This is a genomic window from Paenibacillus qinlingensis (assembly GCF_031455095.1).
GTDB lineage: Bacteria > Bacillota > Bacilli > Paenibacillales > NBRC-103111 > Paenibacillus_E > Paenibacillus_E qinlingensis_A.
Genome location: NZ_JAVDSB010000016.1, coordinates 1 through 23,538, shown reverse-complemented (window position 1 = coordinate 23,538; position 23,538 = coordinate 1). Strand labels below are relative to the sequence as shown.

18 protein-coding genes are annotated in these 23,538 nt (G+C 45.8%); 5 read left to right on the top strand and 13 right to left on the bottom strand.

What is annotated here, in order from left to right:
* Nucleotides 1-31: 31 nt before the first annotated feature.
* Both galE and J2736_RS27690 read right to left on the bottom strand, forming a co-directional pair.
* Nucleotides 32-1,030, bottom strand: a complete 999-nt coding sequence (gene galE, locus J2736_RS27695; protein ID WP_310501819.1) for a UDP-glucose 4-epimerase GalE — start codon at nucleotides 1,028-1,030, stop codon at nucleotides 32-34.
* Nucleotides 1,031-2,212 carry a galactokinase gene (locus J2736_RS27690; RefSeq protein WP_310501818.1) on the bottom strand — a complete coding sequence of 394 codons (1,182 nt, stop codon included), beginning with the start codon at nucleotides 2,210-2,212 and terminating at the stop codon, nucleotides 1,031-1,033.
* Nucleotides 2,213-2,411: 199 nt separating this feature from the next.
* Between J2736_RS27690 and J2736_RS27685 the strand changes: the two genes are divergently transcribed.
* On the top strand, nucleotides 2,412-3,269 hold the full coding sequence (locus tag J2736_RS27685; RefSeq protein ID WP_310501817.1) for an AraC family transcriptional regulator: 858 nt from the start codon (nucleotides 2,412-2,414) through the stop codon (nucleotides 3,267-3,269).
* A 98-nt stretch (nucleotides 3,270-3,367) separates the two neighbouring features.
* Here the strand turns inward: J2736_RS27685 and J2736_RS27680 are convergent, their stop codons facing one another.
* From J2736_RS27680 to J2736_RS27645, 8 genes are all read right to left on the bottom strand, one after another.
* The gene (locus J2736_RS27680) at nucleotides 3,368-6,439 is read right to left on the bottom strand and encodes a response regulator (RefSeq protein ID WP_310501816.1); all 3,072 of its coding nucleotides are present in this window, start codon (nucleotides 6,437-6,439) and stop codon (nucleotides 3,368-3,370) included.
* A 135-nt stretch (nucleotides 6,440-6,574) separates the two neighbouring features.
* Nucleotides 6,575-8,602, bottom strand: a complete 2,028-nt coding sequence (locus J2736_RS27675) for a methyl-accepting chemotaxis protein (RefSeq protein ID WP_310501815.1) — start codon at nucleotides 8,600-8,602, stop codon at nucleotides 6,575-6,577.
* Nucleotides 8,603-9,105: 503 nt separating this feature from the next.
* Nucleotides 9,106-10,089 carry an ABC transporter permease gene (locus J2736_RS27670; RefSeq protein ID WP_310501814.1) on the bottom strand — a complete coding sequence of 328 codons (984 nt, stop codon included), beginning with the start codon at nucleotides 10,087-10,089 and terminating at the stop codon, nucleotides 9,106-9,108.
* 1 nt (nucleotide 10,090) lies between these two features.
* Nucleotides 10,091-11,170, bottom strand: coding sequence for an ABC transporter permease (locus J2736_RS27665; protein ID WP_310501813.1), 1,080 nt, complete (start codon nucleotides 11,168-11,170; stop codon nucleotides 10,091-10,093).
* On the bottom strand, nucleotides 11,163-12,704 hold the full coding sequence (locus J2736_RS27660) for an ABC transporter ATP-binding protein (protein WP_310501812.1): 1,542 nt from the start codon (nucleotides 12,702-12,704) through the stop codon (nucleotides 11,163-11,165). Before J2736_RS27660 ends, J2736_RS27665 begins: the two co-directional genes overlap by 8 nt.
* 132 nt (nucleotides 12,705-12,836) lie before the next feature.
* Entirely contained in the window at nucleotides 12,837-13,886 is a 1,050-nt protein-coding gene (locus J2736_RS27655) for a BMP family lipoprotein (protein ID WP_310501811.1), read from the bottom strand.
* 300 nt (nucleotides 13,887-14,186) lie between these two features.
* Complete coding sequence (gene ilvA / locus J2736_RS27650; protein WP_310501902.1) at nucleotides 14,187-15,443, bottom strand: threonine ammonia-lyase IlvA; 1,257 nt, start codon at nucleotides 15,441-15,443, stop codon at nucleotides 14,187-14,189.
* A 198-nt stretch (nucleotides 15,444-15,641) separates the two neighbouring features.
* Nucleotides 15,642-17,144, bottom strand: a complete 1,503-nt coding sequence (locus tag J2736_RS27645; protein ID WP_310501810.1) for an MDR family MFS transporter — start codon at nucleotides 17,142-17,144, stop codon at nucleotides 15,642-15,644.
* A 206-nt stretch (nucleotides 17,145-17,350) separates the two neighbouring features.
* On the opposite strand from J2736_RS27645, the gene J2736_RS27640 reads away from it, so the two are divergent.
* Nucleotides 17,351-17,962, top strand: a complete 612-nt coding sequence (locus tag J2736_RS27640) for a TetR/AcrR family transcriptional regulator (RefSeq protein ID WP_310501809.1) — start codon at nucleotides 17,351-17,353, stop codon at nucleotides 17,960-17,962.
* 87 nt (nucleotides 17,963-18,049) lie between these two features.
* On the opposite strand, the gene J2736_RS27635 is transcribed toward J2736_RS27640, so the two are convergent.
* Together J2736_RS27635 and rluF are read right to left on the bottom strand one after the other, a co-directional pair.
* Nucleotides 18,050-20,419: an S-layer homology domain-containing protein gene (locus J2736_RS27635; RefSeq protein ID WP_310501808.1), complete on the bottom strand. Its 2,370-nt coding sequence runs from the start codon at nucleotides 20,417-20,419 to the stop codon at nucleotides 18,050-18,052.
* Between the two features lie 233 nt (nucleotides 20,420-20,652).
* Nucleotides 20,653-21,366, bottom strand: coding sequence for a 23S rRNA pseudouridine(2604) synthase RluF (gene rluF / locus J2736_RS27630; RefSeq protein ID WP_310501807.1), 714 nt, complete (start codon nucleotides 21,364-21,366; stop codon nucleotides 20,653-20,655).
* Between rluF and J2736_RS27625 the strand changes: the two genes are divergently transcribed.
* From J2736_RS27625 to J2736_RS27615, 3 genes are all read left to right on the top strand, one after another.
* Nucleotides 21,365-21,490, top strand: a complete 126-nt coding sequence (locus J2736_RS27625) for a hypothetical protein (RefSeq protein WP_310501806.1) — start codon at nucleotides 21,365-21,367, stop codon at nucleotides 21,488-21,490. The two genes, rluF and J2736_RS27625, sit on opposite strands and share 2 nt — an antisense overlap.
* 96 nt (nucleotides 21,491-21,586) lie before the next feature.
* Nucleotides 21,587-21,901, top strand: a complete 315-nt coding sequence (locus J2736_RS27620) for a hypothetical protein (protein WP_310501805.1) — start codon at nucleotides 21,587-21,589, stop codon at nucleotides 21,899-21,901.
* Nucleotides 21,902-22,019: 118 nt separating this feature from the next.
* On the top strand, nucleotides 22,020-22,640 hold the full coding sequence (locus J2736_RS27615; RefSeq protein ID WP_310501804.1) for an NAD(P)-dependent oxidoreductase: 621 nt from the start codon (nucleotides 22,020-22,022) through the stop codon (nucleotides 22,638-22,640).
* Nucleotides 22,641-22,986: 346 nt separating this feature from the next.
* On the opposite strand, the gene J2736_RS27610 is transcribed toward J2736_RS27615, so the two are convergent.
* A partial coding sequence (locus tag J2736_RS27610) for a transposase (protein WP_310501803.1) occupies nucleotides 22,987-23,538 on the bottom strand: 552 nt, incomplete at its 5' end.

The following is a 23,538-nucleotide window of genomic DNA, read 5'->3' as shown; positions in this document are numbered from 1 at the left end:
GAATTTGGGGGCTTGAGTTCAGTTTCCTAAATTAAGCCTTAACTTCCGCTGCATACCCCTTCGGGTGCTTCTGGTGCCAGTTCCACGCGCTCTCGATGATCGCTTCCAAAGAATCTAAAGCTGGCTTCCAGCCAAGCTCCGCTCTTGCGCGCTCTGACGATGCGATTAGCGTTGCTGGGTCGCCAGCTCTACGAGGCTCAACAACCGCAGGGATCGTATGGCCTGTGACTTTGCGTGCGATATCGATCACTTGTTTCACCGAGAATCCTGTGCCGTTGCCAAGGTTGTAGATGTTGCTGTCCGCACCACCGCGCAGCTTCTCTACCGCAAGCACGTGTGCGCTCGCTAGATCGCTGACGTGGATGTAGTCACGGACACAAGTTCCGTCTTCGGTTGCGTAATCTTCACCGAAGATCGAGATATGCGCGCGTTGGCCCAACGCTACTTGCAAAATAATCGGAATCAGATGCGTTTCCGGGCTGTGGTCTTCACCGATTTTGCCGCCTGCATGCGCGCCAGCTGCATTGAAGTACCTTAATGATACATATTTGATACCATGCGCAGTATCGAACCATTTCATCATTTTTTCCATCGCCAGCTTCGTCTCGCCATACGTATTGGTCGGCAAGGTACGATCGCTTTCAAGGATCGGGATATTCTCAGGCTCGCCATACGTAGCAGCCGTCGAGGAGAATACGATGCGTTTTACGCCGTATTGCGTCATTTTTTCAAGTAAACAAAGGGTTCCATACACGTTATTATGGTAGTATTTTGCCGGATTGGTCATGCTCTCACCAACGAGTGAATTCGCTGCAAAGTGAATGATGGCATCAATTTTATTTTCAGTAAAAACCGTATCCATGAACTCGCTGTCGCGTAGATCGCCAACATAAAGTTTGCCGCCAAGCACCGCGTCCTTGTGACCTTGCTGCAAGTTATCGACGATGACAACTTCCTCGCCTTTGGCCAGAAGCTCTGCTACCGCATGCGATCCAATATAGCCCGCTCCACCTGTAACTAGAATTGCCATTTACAACGCCTCCTCAAGTTGCTCTACACCGTTGCCAATATCACACACGTAGAAGCTTGGTGTAAGCCCTGTAATTCCCGTATATTCCGCGCCTACTTGATCGATAAATGTTTGAACGCTGTCTTCATGCACCAAGGAAACTGTACAACCACCGAAGCCTGCACCCGTCATCCGCGCCCCAAGCACACCTGGTACTTTCAACGCTGCTGCAACCATGGTATCCAACTCCAAGCCCGTTACTTCATACAGGTCACGAAGGGAATCGTGAGAGGCGATCATCAGCTTGCCAAAGGATTCAAGGTCGTTCTTTTCAAGCACTTCGATAGATTTCAAAACGCGGTCAATCTCTTCCACAACATGCTCCGCTCTGCGGCGAACGGTTTCGTCTGGGATAAGGTGTTTATATTCGTTAAACTGCTCTAGGTTCAGTTGACCAAGCAGCGTGATGTCTGGGAATTGCTTTTGCAAATAGGTAACGGCCTGCTCACATTGGCTTCTTCTTTCATTGTAAGCAGAGTCGACGAGACCTCTACGTTTATTCGTGTTACCGATCACAAGCTTATAGTTGCCGCTTTGAAAAGGAACATGACGATACTCGAGCGTATCGCACATCAAGAGGATCGCGTTATCTTTCTTACCATTCGCTACAGCGAATTGGTCCATGATGCCGCAATTTACGCCAACGAATTGGTTCTCTGTTTCTTGTGCGAGCAGCGCGATTTTGACTGTATCCACCGGATATTTCTCAAGTGTCAGTAAGCTGAAAGCTGTCACAACTTCGATGGAAGCCGAGGAGGAAAGCCCTGCACCATTCGGAATTTCACCGTGGAACAAAAGGTCATAGCCTTGTGTCACTGGAAAGCCTGCCTTCGCCAAGTGAACAAAGATTCCTTTCGGATAATTAATCCAATCATCCTCTTCTTGGTAGGACAAGTCGTCTATGGAAATTTGTTTGCGAAGTGCCAAGTTGGTAGACGCAAAGCCGATTACACGATCTTGTCTTGGACGAATGAGCAAGGTCGTTCCGAACGTCAAAGCTGCCGGAAAAACATAACCACCGTTATAATCCGTATGCTCGCCGATCAAATTCACGCGACCTGGAGCGTGAAATGCTGATATTTTCGGGGCTGTTTCTCCGTAAATTTCAATAAACGTGTCTTTTAGAGCTTGCAAATCTGCCATGTGTGGCACCGCCTTTAAAGGTATTGGTAAAAGTTTTAATTGAGCTTTCTCATAGTTTAAGTATAAAAGATACGCCGGTGATTGGCTATGGAGGCATGTTATTTCCACATGGAAAAATGTGATTTACAAATTCCGTTTTATGTGGATTTTATGATACAGTGAAAGGAACGAAAGACACGAACGGAGATGTGGATACGAGATGGGTAGGAACTATAGCTATTACGTTGTATCGAACCCTTTACCAGCTGGGAACAGCGACTTTACGGTATTATTTGCAGGGGAAAGTCAGACTAAGCCTGAACATCGACTAGGACCGAAAGTTTATGACTACCACTTAATTCATTATGTCATATCGGGTCGCGGTGTATTCTCCTCACATGGTGAAGAGTATGCCATTGGCGCTGGCGACAGCTTTGTCATTGAACCGGAGCAACTCATTAGCTACGTCTCGGATGAGCTCGATCCTTGGCATTATTGCTGGATCGCCTTTACGGGCACCCAAGCAGCGAAGCTCGTCAGTGAGGCGGGCCTCACGCCTGCCAACCCGATCATCCATATCTCGCGCAACCGGCATATGCCTGTGCTTTATCGTCAGATTCAACAGGCGCTCAAATCCAAGAAAAGCAACGCGCAGCTCAAGGCAACCGGGTACCTCAGCTTATTGCTCGGTGAATACTGCGAAGCTCTATCTGCCCCCACGATTGCAGGACTCATCACAGAAGATGAAAGCGACCGCATCGTGCAGCAAGCGATTCACTATTTATCCACCCAATATGCGGAACCCATCACGATTGAAATGCTCGCCGAAAGTTTGGGTTATAATCGTGCGTATTTATCGCGGATGTTCAAAAAACATACCCAAGTGACGCCTGTCACGTTTTTGCTCAAACTGCGTGTGGATAAAGCGCGTTTGCTGCTGCGAGAACGACTGGAGCTCACGATCGAGCAGATCGCTGCTTCCGTCGGATTCTATGATCCCTTATACTTCTCCAAGCAGTTTAAGCGTTGGTACGGGGTCTCGCCGAGCGAGTATCGAAATCATATCAAATCACTCTGATTCAGGAAGATAAACGCAACAAAAACAGCGGTAGCTAAGGACTTTATTTGCTCATCCTTAGTCACCGCTGTTTGTGAAGTTAGCGTTAGTCTAGTTCGTTATTTGTCGAGAGCTTTCGCTGCCAAATAGGTTTCAATGGCCTGATTAACCTGGTGCAGCCTACCCTCTGCCGTTACCATAAGCCCCTCCAACACGCCAACAGAACCTTGATGAATGTTGGTCTGAAGCTCATCCGCGGTATGACTGAGCGGGGTTGCTCCGATGTTAGAAGCCACGCCTTTCAACGTATGAGCAAGCATCAACGCTTCAGGAAAGTCTTCTTTTGTAATCGCTTCTCGAATCCCCTCTATCGCGTTCGCGTGATTCGCAACAAACTTATGCAATATCCGCTCGTAGAGGTTGCTATTTTGTCCTAGGCGCTGAAGGGCCTCCGCCGCGTTCAAGGCAGGCATCTCCTCGATTTGCTTCGCCGCTGCGACTTCAGCATAACTTTTTCCGCGCGAGCTCTGAATCATTCGCTGCAAAACACTGAACAATTGAATAGGTTCAAAAGGCTTCGAAATATAGGCATCCATGCCGGCTGCCATGACCTGCTCTTTGATTCCTTGCATGGCGTCAGCCGTCATCGCAATAATCGGTGTCTCTTGATCGTAATCTCGAATATTTCTCGTTGCCTCAAAACCATCCATCAAAGGCATCTGCAAATCCATCAATATGGCGTCGTATTGCTTCGTCGCCGTCCGTTTCAATGCTTCGACGCCATTCTCTGCTAAATCTACATGAATGTCCATTTCCTGAAGAATAGCCTGCGCTACTTGCTGATTAATTTCGTTATCTTCTACTAACAAAACCTCCGTGTTCCGGAGGATATGCAGTTTTTTGCTTTCATTCTCACGTTGTGGCGATGCGGACTTTATCTGCATTTGCTCTTGGAATAGGTTCGTAATTTGGTTATACAGCTGTGATTGGCTCATTGGGTAATAGAGGACCTTTTTCACTGATGTCGACTGTGACTTCAGTTGAAGCTCGGACTCATGATAGGAACTGATAAGTACGATGACTTGGACAGGTGTCGCGTACTCTAGTTTGATTCGCTCCGCCAAGGCGTGCGCTTTCTCATCTTGAAGCTTCCAATCGATGATAACTAAATCATAGCGACCATTGGTGCTGATTCGTTCAATCGCACTTTGAGCCGAATCCACGTCATTGACGATAAATTGGAACTGCTCCAGCTGATTCTTCAGCACAAGACGCATCTCCTGGTCATCACAGATGAGAAGAACACGCAGGAACTTCAAATATGAGGCTATTGGAGCGCTGAATAAGTGCTCTGAACCCACATCGAATTTCACCGTAAAAAAGAAGGAGCTTCCTCTGCCCAACTTGCTCTCTACATGGATCTCCCCTTGCATTAACTCTACGATACTCTTGCTGATGACTAGCCCAAGGCCTGTCCCCCCGTATTTACGAGTTGTTGACATGTCGGCTTGTGTGAAGCCATGGAACAATAACGCTTGCTGCGCGGGTGTCATCCCAATCCCTGTATCCCTTACTTCAAATCGCAGTGAAACTCCGCTAGCATCTTGTGATGCAACATCTACCGAAATGGCAATTTCGCCTTCATCTGTAAATTTCAAAGCGTTATTCACCAAATTGAGCAGGACTTGATTCAACCGGAACGGATCGCCGTTCAAGACTTGAGGTACTTCATGATGAATGGAGAAGTGAAGCTTTAACCCTTTTTCATACAACGAAAATCCGATAATATTCGAAATATTGCTCATAATTTCATATAAATCAAAATCAATGCGCTCGAGCACAATCTTCTTCGCCTCTATTTTCGAGAAATCAAGAATATCGCTGATGATCGTCAGCAAGCTTTTGGCTGAAAGCACCGTCTTTTCGACGTAATCCTTCTGCCTCTCTGTTAAATCCGTTTGTTGCAATAAATAATTCAGTCCGATAATTGCGTTCATCGGTGTTCGAATTTCATGACTCATATTAGCAAGGAATTCACTCTTCGCACGATTAGCAGATTCAGCGGATTCTTTGGCATCCGCGAGCAAGAGATTCTTGCTTTCCAGTTCGGATGTACGTTCTTCCACCAATACTTCAAGATGCTCTTTGTACTGATTCAGCGTCTCTTCGGCTTGCTTGCGTTCCGTAATATCCACACCCGCAAGAATCACTCCACCAATTTCTCCTGTCTCTTTCCAAATCAAGTTATTATTCCATCCAAGAAGACGTTCTTCTCCTGAGCTAATGGTGATCGCTAACTCGTAGTAATCCCTCGCCGGTACACCGTCCATGATGCTTTGATAATATCGCTTCCGCTCTTCCCAATGATGCTTGGGTACACAAATCTCAAACCAATTCTTACCGATGATATCGGCTTCTTCATAGCCCAACATGGCGCAGCCTTTTCGATTCAACAGTTCAATCTTGCAGTCTCGGTCCAGCACCACAATCATGACATCGACGAGATCGAGATAGCTTTGGGCTTTCTCTTTCTCTTTCATCAGCCTCTGCTCGCCTTTCCTTCGCACCTCTCGTGTCTGCAACGAAAGAGCCATCCCGATCGCAATTGCTACCAGTGTAAAAATACTCGCCATCCAAAGAACCAATTCGCGCTGATTCGAGGTTCGATCTACATCCCGCTGTGTTCCCGTCAAATTATACGTGATCCACTGCTGCAAACTGGCATCTGCTTGCTCTCTATTCGGTGTAAGCTTGTCCAACAAGCTTTTCCCCCTAGCATAATCACCAGATTGAACGGCATCGATGATAAGTTGCCCTTTTTGCAGATAGTCTACAGCCTTATCTCCGACTTCCTTGTAAATTCGTCTCTCATCCTCAGAATTTATGAAAGAACTATAGTTAAGATATTTCTCATCAAACTGTCTCTTGGCTTCCATGTAAGAGGTAATCACTGTGAAAAGTACATCTTTGTCGGTTTCAAGCAACAACTTATGCAAAAGAATTCTTTCCTGTGTGATGATGTCCTGCATCTCTACAATTCTCGCAATACTCGGCATCCAATTCGTCTTAACATGATCAATCGTCCCCTTCAGAGCAAACATCTGATAGAAGTTCGTTCCTATAACGGCTATTAGCACAGCAATGATGATGATAAAAGTCCATATCGACCCCATCCACGTAACCGCTTTCATCAATATTCACCCCTCATCACCGATTATAGCATAATGATCTCCTTTCTAGTTGAAAAAGGCCAATCAGAATTTCCTGATTGACCCTCTAATTTACTTAACATTCATTACCTATTACTGTTCATAAAAGGTATACGATTAGCGCGTTTTAAACCGCGAAAGTGATTCTTGCAATTCCTGCGCCATATGACTTAAATCTTCTGCAGAAGCAGATATTTCTTCCATAGCCGCCAGCTGTTTCTCGGAGCCTTGCGAGATGCCTTGACCATGCTCGTGAGAAGCTTTCGTCATCGAGACAATTTCGCTCATGGATGCGGATACTTCTTCGGTTCCAGCCGACATTTCCTGCGAAGCTGCAGACACCTCTTGGATTTGGTCAGAGATTTCTTGGAACGCAACGGTCACCCGATTAAAGACTTGACCTGCTTCATCAATCAACTCGGATCCTTTCTCTACATCCTTCACACCACTGTTCATCGCTTGTACCGCTCGCGTTGTCGATGATTGGACTTCGCGAATCAGCTCTGAAATATCTTTCGCCGACGAGGATGACTGCTCAGCGAGCTTCTTCACTTCATTTGCAACGACGGCAAAGCCGCGCCCCTGCTCTCCGGCACGAGCGGCCTCGATCGACGCATTCAGCGATAAGAGCTGCGTTTGATTGGCAATCTCGGTGATGACCGAGACGATTTCGCCAATTTTTTGCGAATAGGCTTCAAGTACTCTCATATCTTCTGCCGATTTGCCAACGGAGTCATTAATGAACTTCATTTGTTCAACAGCCTGATGAATAGCAATGCTCCCTTGCTGTACTTCCATCATGGATGTATGCGAAGCTTCTGTCACAACCGCCGAAGATTCCGCAATCCGCTGAACGCCTACTGCCATTTCGCCCATCGCGATCGACGTTTGCTCAGCCCCCATCAGTTGACCTTCACTCGCATTGAACACCTCTTGCATCGATTCCACGATACGATTGGAAATACCGACGGACTCTGTTGCTGCAGCGGTTAGCTCTTCCGATGAGGCTCCTAGTTGCTCCGCGGTTAAACTGGCTTTGCCTACGATCTCCGAGAACGAGTCTAGCATCTGATTCATATTCGTGCCAAGTTGGCCTAGTTCATCACTGCGTTTGATTGTCAGACGTGGTGTTAGATCACCCTGTGCCATCTTCTTCACAGCTTCTGTAATCGCTAGAATTGGTTTCGTGGTCGCTGTAGAAACTAGCAAGGCAATGGCAGCTACAACAATCGTTGTGATCACAGCCAGCCAAATGGATACTTCCTTCGCCGTTTCTACCGCGCCATAGACTTCGGAATCTACCATGTTGGTGACCAAGCGCCAACCTGTGGATGGGATCGTATCGAAGCTGATTCCTCGGGCAATACCATCATCACCTTTGAAGCTAAAGGTTCCACTCTTTTCTTTCAACACCGTCTCTTGCAATTTCGCTACTTCCGACTTTGGAAGCACATCTGCAATGTTTTTTCCTGCATGCTCTTTACCCGGATAGGTTAAAAGTCCACCGCTCGGCGACATTAAGTAGCCGTACCCTGTAGCTCCAATTTGTATCGTATTGGTATACACATTCAGATTACCCGTAGACAGCGGAGTGAACATCCCGCCAATAAAATTCTGCTTATCATCCAGCATCGGGACAAATAGAACTACAATGTTATTCCCTGTTGACTTACTGACGATGAGATCCGTGCTCACCGGCTTTTTCGTTTCTTTAGCTTGTTTGATGTAATCACGATCAGATACAGGAATTTTCTGTCCGGCTGAGGTCAGCGCGATTTCATCTTTGTTCACATAGACGTACTGTTCGACGTCTTTGTTAGCTTGTTCGAATTTGAGTAGAATTTTTACAATTTCCTTTTCATTCCCACTCTTGATCTCTTCATATTTCATCATTTCTTTCAGAATAGCGATTTGACGCTCAATTGAATAGTCGATAGCCGTCACATTTGCCTTCAGGATACTCTCTTCCTTGGAGTGAACTTCATCTTTCACCACACTCTTCAAATAGTAGGATGAAAAGATAGTACTAAATAACATCGGTACCAACGCGATAACTAAAAACAAAATCGTCATTCTTGTTCTGAACGAAGTAAAAGAGAGAGACTTTATCCACTCTTTTACATTCCTTCCTTTTTCCATTTTCATTTTCTCTTACTCCTCCTACATGCTAGTTGCTTTTCTCTATTTGTGTATACTATGGCTGACTAAATTAGAAATTCAGACTCATTTCGACATTTTCCTTCAAAAAGCGACATTAGCAGGTTATCCATTTCTCTTGATACACACCTGTCCGACTATTAACACTCTAGAATTCTAGTAAATAGCTGGAAAAGCTCCATCTATTTCTTTAGTAATTCACTCCAAAATTAATATAAATGGAAAATATGTAGTTAATTATGCAATTTAAGTTACATTTGCGTATATTGTTCAGAATTAGATGTACATTTTACATTTAATCAGAAAAAAGTGAGTATTTAAGCTAAATTAGCTGTATAATTTCCAGTTATTCGCTTGGTGGCGGGTATTCGGGGTAGTCAGGGTGGTGTTCAAGTGTTCAAGAAAGAACTGCTCATCAACCTGCTCTTATAGACAAAAAAAACACCACCACAGGATCACACTCCCATGATGGTGCTCTTTAATTCATCGATCTATCTCTTACCTGGATCGTACGGCTCACCAAGTGCTGACGGTGCTTTCGCACGGCCCACGGCCCCCGCCAATACAAGGATTGTCAGTACGTAAGGCAACATGTAAAGGAATTCCTGCGGAATGTCTTTGGAGAAATCGAACAATCGCATAAAATTGTTGAGCGCTTGCGCCATTCCGAAGAATACCGCGGCGCCCAGCGCGCCAAATGGATGCCATTTGCCGAAAATCATCGCCGCCATGGCAATAAAGCCTTGACCCGAGATCGTGTTATGCGAAAACGCGCTTGTAGTCGTTAAGGTAATCGTTGCTCCGCCAAGTCCCGCTAGAAGACCACTGATCAAAACAGCGAAATAACGGATGCGTTTCACTTTAATCCCAACGGTATCAGCGGCACTCGGATGCTCACCAACAGCTCGTAGGCGCAGACCGAACGGTGTTTTGAACAACACATACCATGTTACGAAAACCAGTATTAACGCGATATACGTCGTTGGATACGCCGTAAAGAATGCATAGCCGATATATGGAATCTTGGATAGCAGCGGAATTTCCCATTTGGAGAATACATCATTCAAGGTTTCAGTTTGACCCGCACCATTGAACAATACTTTCACCAAGTACAACGTTACGCCAGCTGCCAAGAAGTTGATAACCACGCCGCTGATCACTTGATTCGCTTTGAACGAAATCGTCGCAACCGCATGGATCAAGGCGAAGATCAGTGCGAATAGGAATGCACACAAGAGTCCAATCCACGGAGACCAGATACCCATGTTCGCTTCTTCCGCATAGTAAGTACCTACCGCCGAAGCGAATGCCCCGGAAACCATCAGACCCTCGATACCGATATTAACGATACCAGATCGCTCCGAGTAAATACCACCTAAGGCTCCAAAGATAAGCGCTGTGGAATACACCAGCGTTGTATTAATAAGTTCACTGAATTTCGTGAAGAACGCATTAAGTATACTGAGCAGGTCCATATTACGAAGCCCTCTCTTTCTTGCGTTTGCCGTAGAACGGGATCAGTACCCATTTGACTATACCTTGGGTAGCTACAAAGAATATCACCGATCCGATGACAATACGGATAATTTCTGGTGGTACATCCGCACCAAAGCTCATCCCCGCAGAACCGTATGATAAGCCACCGAACAGGATAGCACCAAGCACGACACCTATCGGATTGTTGGCCCCGAGCAAGGACACCGCGATACCGTCGAACCCATATCCTGTCGTACCTGCCGCAACCACTTGATAATGGAATACACCGAGAACCTCGAACACACCAGCAAGTCCAGCAAATACCCCGGAGATAAACATCGCTTTGATGATGTTCTTATTCACGTTCATGCCCGCGTATTTAGCAGCATCGATATTATGCCCTACAGCACGCAGCTCGTAACCTTGCTTCGTTTTCCACAGAATCAAGTAAAAGACGACCGCTGCCAGAATGGCAATCAATGTTCCCCAGTGGAGCCTCGCGTGGTTCATCGCATCTGACAACCAACCGATGCTTAGAGACGCGGAGTCTTGAATCATATAGGAACGCTGTTGCTTCGGCTCAAGAAGGAAGGTGTTCACGATATAGTTGGATAGGAACAACGAGATCCAGTTCAACATGATCGTGGTGATAACTTCGTTAACGCCGCGTTTCGCTTTCAAATAACCGGCAATGGCGCCCCAAAGTCCGCCAACCAAAGCTCCAACGATAACCGCAAGTGGAGCATGAATGATCCACGGCAGGCCGTGGATTTTGACACCAATAAAGGTAGCCCCCGTCATCCCCATCACGAACTGCCCTTCCGCACCAATATTGAACAACCCTGTACGAAAGGCGAAAGCGACGGATAAACCCGTAAGAATCAAGGGCGTAATTGCCCGTATCGACTCACCGATATCATATGGACTTCCTAAAATACGTGAGAACAATGCCCCATACGCAGCAATCGGATTATAACCACCAGCCAGCATGACAAGCGCTCCGAATAGCAGCCCCAGCACAATCGCCACAAGGGGGTTGACCGCTGACTCACTTGTAAATATGCGAACCACTTTATTCATGAGGGGCTCCTTTCTGAGCAGACTTGCTGCCTGCCATCAGCAGACCGATCTCCTGATCGTTCGTATCCTGCGGCATCACTTCGCCCACAATCTGTCCTTCGTAGATAACCGCAATACGGTCGGAAACATTCATAATTTCATCCAGCTCAAAAGAAATCAACAGAACGGCCTTACCTTTGTTCCGCTGCTCAATCAGCATACGATGAACGAATTCAATCGCACCCACATCCAAACCACGCGTCGGCTGTGCCGCGATCAACAGGTTCGGGTTCTTGTGTATTTCCCTCGCGATAATCGCCTTTTGTTGATTACCGCCGGACAAGGAGCGCGCCTTGTTATAAATACTCGGTGTGCGCACGTCAAATTGCTTAATCAGCGCTTCTGCATGCTTATCAATGGCATCATAGCTCAGGAAACCGCCTTTGTTATACGCAGGATGGAAATACGTTTCGAGTACCATATTTTCACTCATTGTAAAATCAAGCACGAGCCCGTGTTTATGACGATCCTCCGGAATATGCGATAGCCCGGCTTCTGAAATCTCACGCGGTGTCTGATTTGTAATATCGCTGCCCATGAGCAGCACTTTGCCGCCATCTACAGCACGCAAGCCCGTCAATGCCTCGATCAGTTCACTCTGACCGTTGCCATCTACACCTGCGATACCCAGAATTTCGCCAGCTTTCACTTCAAAATTAAGCCCTTTGAGTGAAGCTAATCCTTGCTGATTGCGCACCATCAAATCTTGAACCTGGAGAACAGGCTCACCCAGTTTCGCAGCTTCCTTACTCACTTTAAAAGAGACGTCGCGCCCGACCATTTTCTCGGCTAGAATTTGTGGATTCGCTTGGGCGCGTGCCAAAGAATCAATCACTTTTCCGCGACGAATAATCGTCACCGTATCGGCAATCTCCATAATTTCTTTCAACTTATGTGTAATGAGAATAATGGACTTGCCCTCTTTCACAAGGTTACGCATAATGACCATCAATTCACTAATTTCTTGCGGCGTTAGTACAGCTGTAGGCTCATCAAAAATTAAAATATCGGCGCCGCGATACAGCGTTTTCAATATCTCGACACGCTGCTGCATACCGACCGAAATGTCTTCAACTTTGGCTTTTGGATCCACACGTAAACCATATTGCTCAGATAGCTTGCGCACTTTATCTTGTGCTGTTCGAATATCCACATTCATACCACGTTTGGGTTCCATCCCCAAAATGATATTTTCAGTTACTGTAAACGGTTGTACCAATTTAAAATGTTGATGGACCATCCCGATGCCGAGCTCGATCGCTCGATTCGGACTGTCGATATAAACCTCATTACCTTGTACAAAAATACTACCTTCATCCGGCTGATATAGACCGAACACAATATTCATTAGTGTTGATTTTCCAGCACCATTCTCGCCAAGCAAGGCATGAATTTCGCCTTTTTTAAGCTTCAAGCTGATAGCATCATTAGCAACAATGCCTGGAAATCGTTTCGTTATGCCACGAAGTTCAACAACTGGGACTGCTTCACTCATCAGATCACCCTAAGGATCAATTTTTTATTATTCCATACCCATTAAAACTAAAGAACAAGGCTAGTTAGTATAACTAGCCTTGTTTGTACAGAAGCAAACCTATCGTTCTTACCAATAACGTCAGCTTGACGCTTATGGTTTTTCAGGAACTTTGATTTCGCCGCTAATAATTTTGGCTTTGTACTCGTCAACTTTTTTCAAGATGTCAGCGGAAACGTTCTTCTTGGATGTTTCAGGAAGGCCAACACCATCATCTTTCAGACCCAAAGTAACAACTTTACCACCTTGGAATTTGCCTGAAACTACATCTTTGGATACACGAAGTACCGCAGAGTCAACACGTTTCAACATGGATGTTAGTGTAACTTCATCACCAAACTCTAGGGATTGGTCTTTATCTACACCGATAACCCATACTTTTTTACCGTTTTTCGCGCGATCTTTCGCTTCGTTGAACACACCGTTACCAGTGGATCCAGCCGCGTGGAAAATGATATCAGCGCCATCATTGTAGATCGTTGCTGCAGCTGCTTTACCAAGATCAGGCTTGTCGAAAGCACCTGTGTAGTTGATTTGAATTTTCGCATCTGGTTTTACTGCTTTAACGCCAGCTACGAAACCAGCTTCAAAACGTTTGATAACCGGGATATCGATACCGCCAACGAAACCAATTTTATTCGTTTTAGTTGTTAGACCTGCTACCACACCAACAAGGTAAGAACCTTCTTGCTCGGAGAAAGTAACGGATTCAACGTTCGGAGCTTCTACTACGTTATCAATAATCGCAAGTTTCGCGTTCGGGTTTTGCGTTGCTACTGTTTTAACAGCGTCACCCATCAAGAAACCAATACCCCAAGTCAGGTTGTAACCATCTTTAACGAATTGATTCAAGTTAGGCGTATAGTCAGCGTCACTTTTACTTTCAAGATTTTTCACGTTTGCGCTAGTTTGTTTCTTAAGTAGATTCAAGCCTTCCCAAGCGCTTTGGTTAAAGGATTTGTCGTTTACGCCACCGATATCTGTAACCATACCGATTTTGAAGTCTTTACCTGTGTTGTCACTTGCTACTGCACTTGCTGCAGGTGATGCGGATGAACCTGTCTCTTCTTTTTTGGCACAACCGGAAATCACTAGTGCAGAAACCGTTACAGCCATCAGAACTGTTGAAAACATCTTCTTCATCGATTTTACCCCCATCGTATCATCATTTAATTGAAACTATGAAGCCCACATTCTAGGGTGACCAGTTCCAGTTAAATTATGTAAGTTGACTCCAAATTAAGTGTATCACTTCGGTTCCTAACAGAAAAGCGAATCTTGTATTGATTACACATAATTCGTCATGTCACACAAGTTAACATCTTCGTTTTGTTTTCCCCGACAATATAGGTTACAAGCCCCAATTATTGATTATACAACCAGTGGTTAATAAAATCTAGATTGCTCTATGTTAATTTTATGACACTCTCGTGTCATAAAATATTAGATCAGTAAGTTGAAAAGTTTCGGATCCTTATTGATCTCGATATAACCATAATCCTTGCGGGAAAGACGCTCAATAAGTCCTTCATAATCGTCTTTATTTTTCAGCTCGATCCCTACCAAAGCAGGCGCATCGTCCCGATTATTCTTCTTTGTATATTCGAAACGTGTGATATCATCCGAAGGTCCTAGTACTTCTTCTAAAAATTCACGCAGTGCTCCTGCGCGTTGTGGGAAATTCAAGATGAAATAATGTTTTAATCCTTCGTATACCAGGGATCTCTCTTTAATTTGCTGCATCCGGTCAATATCATTGTTTCCGCCGCTGATAATACACACGACGTTCTTCCCGCGGATTTGTTCGCGATAAGCATCCAGTGCGGCCACTGGAAGCGCTCCGGCTGGCTCAATAACAATCGCGTTGCTATTGTAGAGCTCTAGAATGGTTGTACATTCTTTGCCAGAAGGAATGATGACGATGTCTTCTAACTTTTCTTTACAAATGTCATATGTCATCTCGCCTACCTGCGCAACGGCTGCACCATCAACAAACTTCTCAATGGATGGTAGTTTTACGACGCCTCCCTGCTTCAGTGCTTCCGTCATGCTCGCTGCACCTTCAGGTTCTGCACCGATAATGCGCGTGCGAGGGGACACGCTCTTCACATACGTCGCAACTCCGGCAGCTAGTCCACCTCCACCGATCGTTGCAAAGATGAAATCTGGTGTTTCCGGCATCTGATTCATAATCTCTAGGCCAACCGTCCCTTGCCCAGCGATCGTACGAACATCATCAAACGGATGGATGAACACCTTATTTTCTTTCAGACAGTATGCTTTCGCCTGGGTCGAAGAATCATCGAAGGAGTCGCCAACAAGGATGACTTCCACGAACGAGCCTCCGAACAGCTTCACTTGCGAAATCTTCTGCCGCGGCGTCGTCGTTGGCATGAAGATCTTGCCCTCGATGCCCAACTGCTTACAAGAATAAGCTACGCCTTGCGCATGATTGCCTGCACTCGCGCACACAACCCCTGCTGCACGTTCCTCTTCGGTTAAGCTCTGAATCACATTGTAAGCTCCGCGAATCTTGAACGAACGCACGATTTGCATATCTTCACGTTTGAGGTACACGTTACATTCATACTGGCTAGAGAGCAGCTCATTGCGTTGCAGCGGCGATGGTTCGATCACCTTGCTGAGCACATGATTGGCTCTAATAATATCTTCCAAACCTACTTTACCAGAAACAACCATTTTCTCGAACACCCTTTCTTTGTTGAAGCTTCCATTAAGTTTTAACATGTATTGTAACATATGTGATGCGTTCTGTACGTAAATATCGCAGAGAGTACGACCTGCTTTCACGTTCGTGATATGCCTCACGAACAAAAGCCGCCCCTCGCAGTCAAATGACCTTGAGGAACGGCTCCTGGATACGTCCAACCCTAGTGATTAATGACCAACCATCATTGGAATTTCAGCTGTATTCCCAGACTCGCCTTCAATTTTCTTAGGCTTCTGCAACATCAAACCAAGCAGACCGCCAACAATAGCGATACCTAGCAAAATGAGGAACGTATGTCCGAAAGCAGAAGCGTATAAGCCTACATCCGGTTGTTGTTTGCCTGACTCTACCATCAAATCTTTAAATTTCGTACTGAAGATTGTCATCAAGATGGCAATAGCGAAGGACATCATAACTTGCTGTGCCGCGTTCGTCAAAGACGTTACACGACCAACCAAATTCTGTGGTGCCGATTGAATCAAGTGATTGTTCAGCGGCATCATGAATAGTCCCATACCCGCTCCCAGAAGCGTAAGTGGCAGCATAACTGTACCTACACCGGAATCACCCGAAATATTGGAAAGCAACAATGCCGAAATCGTTGTAAGAACCATCCCCGCAATAACGAGCGGACGAGCACCGAAACGGTCGGACAGCTTACCGCCAATTGGCATGAACAAACCGGAAGCCAAGGCTTGCGGAAGCATGATCAATCCCGTTTTCAATGGGCTGTACCCATGTGCTTGCTGTAAGAAAAGGGGTACAAGGAACATCGTACCGAACATCGCAATTTGTGAAATCCACTGCACGACAATTCCTTTCGTAAAGTTGCCAGAACGAAATACGCGAAGCTCCAAAAGCGGGTTCTTCTGTTTCAATTCAACAATAATGAATAGGACTAGTGCAATGACACCAACGCCAGACCCAATCAGCGTATCTGCATCTGTCCATGTGGATTTACCCGTAATCGGATCAATACCACCGTTGGAAACACCATATACAAGCGCTGCGAAAGCTAAAGGCCCTAACAACATACCCAACAAATCTAGAGAAGCAACGCTTTGACGCTGCATATTTGGCAATGTACGAATACCTAAAATAATACCAATAACACCAATCGGCAAATTAATAAGGAAAATCCACTGCCAGCTGTGATACTCAACTAACCAACCTGCAACGACAGGACCAAGTGCTGGACCCAGTAGGATCGGAATCCCCATCATCCCCATCACAGTCCCTACTTTACCTGGAGGAGATAGACGATAAATGAACGCCATCGCAATCGGCACGACGACACCGCCGCCTAAGCCTTGAATGATACGGAAAGTAATGAGCATTTCAACCGAGTTCGCCAGCGCACATAGACCAGAGCCTATTGTGAAAAGACCTACGGAAATTAGGAAGATTTTCTTAGCGCCAAAACGATCCGATAACCAACCTGCCAACGGGATAACCGCGGCTTGTGCCAGTGCGTAACCAATAACCGTCCACTGAACGAGTGATAAGTTCAACAAATTGAATTCTTCTTGCAGCTTAGGAAGAGCAACGTTTACTGCTGTTCCATCCAAGATAACCATAAAGATACCTACGACAATCGCTAACAGCGGCCCCAAAATGCTGCGCATTGAAAACGGGGCTTCTGTTTCTTTCGATGTTGCTTGTGAAGACATGTAATCCCTCCATCCGATTAATTTCTCTCTCTTTGTCTGTCGTTGACCGTATATCATCTACACGTTACAATAGTGACAGTTATGAAATTCGTGGTGTCTATTGTTGCAAACGGACAGATGTCCGTTTACAGTAATGATGCTACCCAACTTTGCTTTGTTTGTCAATACGAACAACTTAACATTTACTTCTACGAGGTGGTTACAGAATGTCCATTCGTCACGAACGCAAGGACGCCATGGAAAATCGCCAATTAATTCTACAAACGGCCAATCAACTCTTTCATGAGCACGGTGTTCAATCAGTTAGCATGCATCAAATTGCCAAAACAGCAGGCATCGGACAAGCAACGTTATACCGCAGGTATGCCCATAAGGGAGACCTCTGCTTTGATGTCCTCCAGCATTATGGAAGACAGTTCATTCAAGAGATTACAGAGTATTTGGACAAACATAAACAAGCCGCTCCTATAGATCGACTCTCTGGTATCTTGGGATTTTGGATTGATGCCATTGAAACGAATGCAGAACTCATTGTTGAAATGTCATCCAAAATGAATTTCAACTGTGATGATAATCAATCCAATTTCTTCTTATCTCCTATGTACCGTACCATTCGTGACCAATTATCCGAGCTTATCCAAGAAACCATTGAGACCGATCCTGAGCAGCAACCAGAGCCTGATCTAGCCGCACATACCATCATCTGTTCGATCTCACCTATCGGCTACTTCCATATCAAAAATGAGAAGAACTATACGAAAGAACATATGAAGGAGCACTATCGCCGATTGTGTGTCTTATTTTTCAAAAAAGCCTAGCGTACCACTTCCTATAAAAAAAACTAAGACCTCTCCAAATTAATTGCGAGAGGTCTTTGCGTCTGTTAGCCCTATTTCGTTTAACTATTAATAGTAGTACCGCGGCTTCTCCTGCAGTTCGGATCTCTTTTGCAAGAAACGGTAGAACGCGGTGGCTGCCTGTGCTTTCGTCACTTCTGCCTGAGGTGCAAAGTTACCATCGTTAAGCGACATAATGTTCAGTCCAACAACGATAGCCGCATCGCCCACGTTCGTCAGTTTATCAGCATCTGCGAATTGATTGTTAAATACACCATCGAACTTCGTCAGACTGTGATACCCCAGCGCTTTCACGATCAATTGCGCCATTGCTTCACGATCCATCGTAGCTTCCGGATTGAACTCTTTTCCTACGTCAAGCAGCCCGCGATCAACCGCATTTTCCACATAGGCAAAATATTTAGAGCCATTGCTCACATCAGCAAAGGAAGCCGCGCGTTCTGCGCCATAATAGATGCCGCCGTTGCCGCCATTCATGGCGATGACAAGCATTTTGACCAGCTCTCCGCGCTTGATCGTTTGATCTGGATTTACTTTACCGTCCTTCACATCCAAGGCTTGATAATCAAGCATGAGTTGAAGTTCATTTTGCGCCCAGTGCTTATCAATGTCACTTACAACAACCTTATCCAAGGAAATAACCTCGCCAGATTGTGCACTGCGCCATTGACCGGACGCCGCATCTAGAAGGAAACCGCCATCGCGATTCGGATTTTTAGAAATGAGAGAATAGACGAGCTTCGCTTTCGATTCTCCTTTGCCATTCGCTGCCGCTGACATAGGAATCTCCCCTGCTGCCATCATTACGCGGTATTTCTCAATCGGCATAGGGCCATAGAATCCGTTACCTTCCAATACATAGCCAAGCTTCACATCGAACTGTGACAACCATAGTTCCTTCGCTTTGTCGATCGAAATAACCTCAGGCTTTTGAGTAGGATACGCCACATCGCTTAGGTTGACATAGTAGCTCGAGATGCTTCCCGTTACACGGTCGATGCTTACGCGTACCTCTTCATTACCCACAATAACGCCGTCAATGACACGTTTGTAGCTAATTTCCCAAGTACGCATCTGTTTCAACGTTTCTTCGGAGTACTCTTTTTGAACGCTCAGCACAAGCTGATCTGTAGAGGCAGGAAGCTGCGCTTTAACGAAGTCTGTGCTTTTCGCAATCGCATCATCCAAAGAAACTTTCCCCTCGATCGGCTTGTCGGTTTCACTGTTATAAGGCACATAGAAGTTAAAATTAATGATAGCCCCGGTTTTACTATTTACAGTCGCCCAAACATTATTTCCCGCAATCATTTTCCCACTAGCTGTTGCATCCGTCGTTGACTTGTTCCAGCTCATATTCCAGCTCGAGGTCGTCTCGCCCGTTTCAGGATTCTTCGATTCATTATAATTGGCTTCTTGCAGCTTGAAGTCAGCGGATAGATTAAACGTCGATACCACTTTCTTAACCGCTTCTTCTTTCGTCAAATTCAAATTAGCTGGTGGATTCGCTCCCAGGGGTTTATCAGTTAAAGGCTTATTCCCACCGCTTAAGCTAGGAGTCGGATTCCATACTTCCCCTGTTGCCGCATCCAAAGCAAAGCCGTTCATCAAGTACGCAATAATCGGAATTCTCTTCCCTTGCGCGTTATACGGGATTTGATATTGCAAGGACAGTTCCGTCTTGGCACGGAATTGTTCAATTGCCTTCTCCTTCGTAATCGGTGTACTTGTTGTATCAAAAGTTACCTTATCATCCCAGTTGTACCCATAGCCCGTAATTTGACCGTCACCATTGACGTTGACATTGAGACCATTAGCTGAGAAAGGAACTCCACCTACAGATCGATCATAGCGGATATTGTATTGATAATTACCGTCAAGTGGTGTGCGGAAGGCTTTTTCTACGGAGTCATCGTAGATAAGCTCCTTTTGCTTCGTAGGATTTACTTTCGCCACGAAGGCTGCTGCCAAATCTTTCGCACCTTGAAAATCCACCTTAGGCGGGTACGTCGGCTTATGATCAGGATCATTGTCATTCAGGGAATAGGAAGTTAACGTTCCGTCTAGGGCATTAATTGAAATATTAGCGGAGCCATAGAAGCGTTCTTTCACCTTTTTCGAATAGCTAATATTCCATGTAGGAATGTTTTGGCCATTCATGCCATAATACGCATTTAAACTGATCGATTGGAAGGTATAGTCAGCAGGCAGTGTTATGTAAGCTTTCGCGTGTTCTAGTGCTTGTTCTTTGGTTATTTTGGCTTCGAGTGCCGAGGTATCGATTTGGCCTGGGAAAGCTGGGGATGTCATGGCGTTCGTTACTGCAGCAGTGGCATTATCCGCCCACACCCCAGTCGGGGCAACTGTCAACAGCAGTGTCGATGCCAGTACCATCGTGCTTGCTTGTTTTAATAATTTCAATGTCATCTTCCTCCTTAAGTGTTCTCCATACAACATGTGGATTCACATACCGAGCAGCTGCTTGGACGTGTCCTATTGCTATATATAACTTGACGGTGAATTTTGGAAAAAGGTTGCGTAAGCGCTATATAATTTCTTAACAATTTATTAATAATATAAAAAAACACATGCTCGAACATCCGTTAGACGAATGATCCTGCATGTGTTTGTGAGTACGGCTTTTCGGCATCAAATTACCGTTCGGATTTCGCATTTTCATGACTCAGTGTCTGCATTAAATCCTTCAACTCGCCTTGTGTCAAATCTCGCCATTTGCCTACTTTCAAATTCCCCAAATGTATATGCATAATCCGAACACGATAGAGTCGCACTACCCGGTATCCAAATGCTTCGCACATTCTACGAATTTGACGATTTAGACCTTGCGTAAGAATGATGCGAAAAACACGTTCATTCACTTGTACAATTTCACAAGGTTTCGTCATCGTGCCCAAAATACGCACACCGCTTGCCATTCCCCGCAGAAACATCTGCGTGATTGGACGATTAACTGTGACAATATATTCTTTGTCATGATTGTTCTCTGCACGGAGAATCTGATTCACGATATCCCCGTTATTCGTCAACAGGATGAGCCCTTCCGAGTCCTTGTCCAATCTACCGATAGGAAAAATGCGCTCCGAATGCCCCACGAAATCCACGATATTCCCTTGAATATGCGCTTCCGTTGTGCTGGTAATCCCTACAGGTTTGTTGAGGGCAATATAGACATGCTCCTTCTTCTCTCCGATCGCTCGACCATCTACCTTTACTTCATCGCCTGGTCCCACTACACTACCCAATCCAGCGATTTCACCATTGATCGTCACACGCCGCGCTTCAACCCACTTGTCAGCCTCACGCCTGGAACACACGCCGGTTTCACTAATAAACTTATTAATTCTCATGCCCGCGAAATTCCCTTCTATGCCGTCTTCATTTAATCTCAATACCTTCTATTATGCTGGATTCGATGCGTCGGTTCAAGTCGCTGCGGCAAACCGTCTGAGGCACGCACCTATTAGCCCGTAATCTCTCTACTACAAATTGATATGAATGAACTGGTAGATTCATCCACGCAGAATCTATTAATCTAGCATTTATTAGAAATAGAAGGAGGGATGACCAATGAGCGTAAAAAAAGCAAGAATCGTGAAAGCTTTTTCCACACCCAAACAAGCGAATCGTAAAACAGATTTAGGCAACGGCTTCCAACGTTTCTTTTTTAATCGTACCATCTCACCCAACACTTACTTCACCTTCACATTCAGAGGCGGAGCTTACAAACCTGTAAGCGGTGGATTCTTCATTTCCAATCAAAACTCCTTGCCCGCTTATGCAACAAGTTTCTACAACCAAACCGACACCGTTTATGTTATCACGGTTTACAACCCTACTGTTTTCACACGTGCGATCTCATTTACGTTCGTAGCTAAGCTGTAATCGAAGTTAGAGAAGGCAAACAACCCCCTCGCACCTATAAAGGTTGCTGGGGGTTTCTACATCCTACACTTTGTTTGTTATACTGTGGGAAGAGATTACATACCGAAGGAGCACAAGGATGCACTTTTTACTATTAGGAGCAACGGGCCGCGTTGGGCGGCGCATACTCGACCAAGCTTTGCAGGATGGCCATACGGTCACCGCCATCGTACGCAATACCGAGAAAGTCACGCTGCGCCCTGATCGACTCACCTTGCTGCAAGGTGATGCTTGTTCCGCAGCGGATCTAGAGCGTGCTATGCCCGGCGTGGACATCGTCGTGAGCTGCTTGGGCACCGACGGCGGCACGGTGCTGACCGAGGCGACGCCCCTGCTCATCGGGGCGATGAAGGCCGCCGGCGTAAGCCGCGTGGTTACCGTCGGCACAGCCGGCATCCTGCAGAGCCGGGAACACCCGGGTCTGCTTCGGTTTGAAGCGCCGGATACACGGCGCTCCTCGACCCGCGCGGCCGAGGAGCACCGCCAGGCGTGGGCGCTGCTCGCAGCATCGGGTCTACGTTGGACTGTCGTGTGTCCAACGTATTTGCCCGACGGCGAGGCGCAAGGTCAGTTCCGCGCGGAGCGCGACTTTTTGCCGGACGGCGGCACGTCCATCTCCGTCGGCGACACCGCGGCGTTCACCTACCGCGTCGCGGTAGATGGCACGTACGTGGGGTGTCGCGTGGGGCTGGCGTATTAGTCTGACGAGGCTGGACGGCATGTGCGTTATGCGATAACGCTATTCCACTCTATTGAACGAGCGATTGCACAATAACGTTATGACATAACGTTAACTAGCTTCAACATCGAAGTTTCCGGTGTTTTTCATCACATTAGCGTTATCGCATCACTTTATTACCAATGAAAATGCGAAAAATCCCGAGATAAGATGATGCGATCCACTAGCGTTGCAAAAATGCTAACATGGTTCATGATAAATACTGCATGTAAAAATTTTACAGGTTAATTTTTTGCATACGAGCCAAAAAGTCTAGAGCATCAGAAAATAGACGCGTTATCCAATTTTTGGATATTACACAGTTTTACTATTTGCCTTTTTTCTTCAAACTACTTGGCTTCATGATTCCTACTGTCGTAAGTAACCGCGGGGATTCTTTATCCATCGGTGAAGCTCGTTGCTGTCGCCCTCGTGATTTGCGAGTGGGTAGTAGATAAAGTTCATTTTCTAGAATATTCCAGGTCTTATACCAACAAGATCGAAGCGACTGCAGTACGTCCCACAAACTCAGCTTTGTTCCGCTTTCAAGCTGAATATGCATTGCGATTGCGTATGTGATCAGGGCTAGAAAAATCTGATTCCATACACCTTGCGGTTCGTAGCTGTACAGTTTGACCAGACGCAAATGTTGCTTCATCCACTTAAAGAACAATTCGATTAACCAACGTTGGCGATAAATTTCCGCAACCTCAGTCGCATCTAGATCTAAACAAGACGTTGCCAGTCGGTATTTACGCCCTTGGTCGTCGAGAAATTCAACAAGTCTTAGTGGCTTTTCCGTTTGACGAAATGTGCTGCCGAGTTGGACAATTGCATCGCGGACGATGTTGGTATTTGCAGGCACTGGCAATTCTTTCTC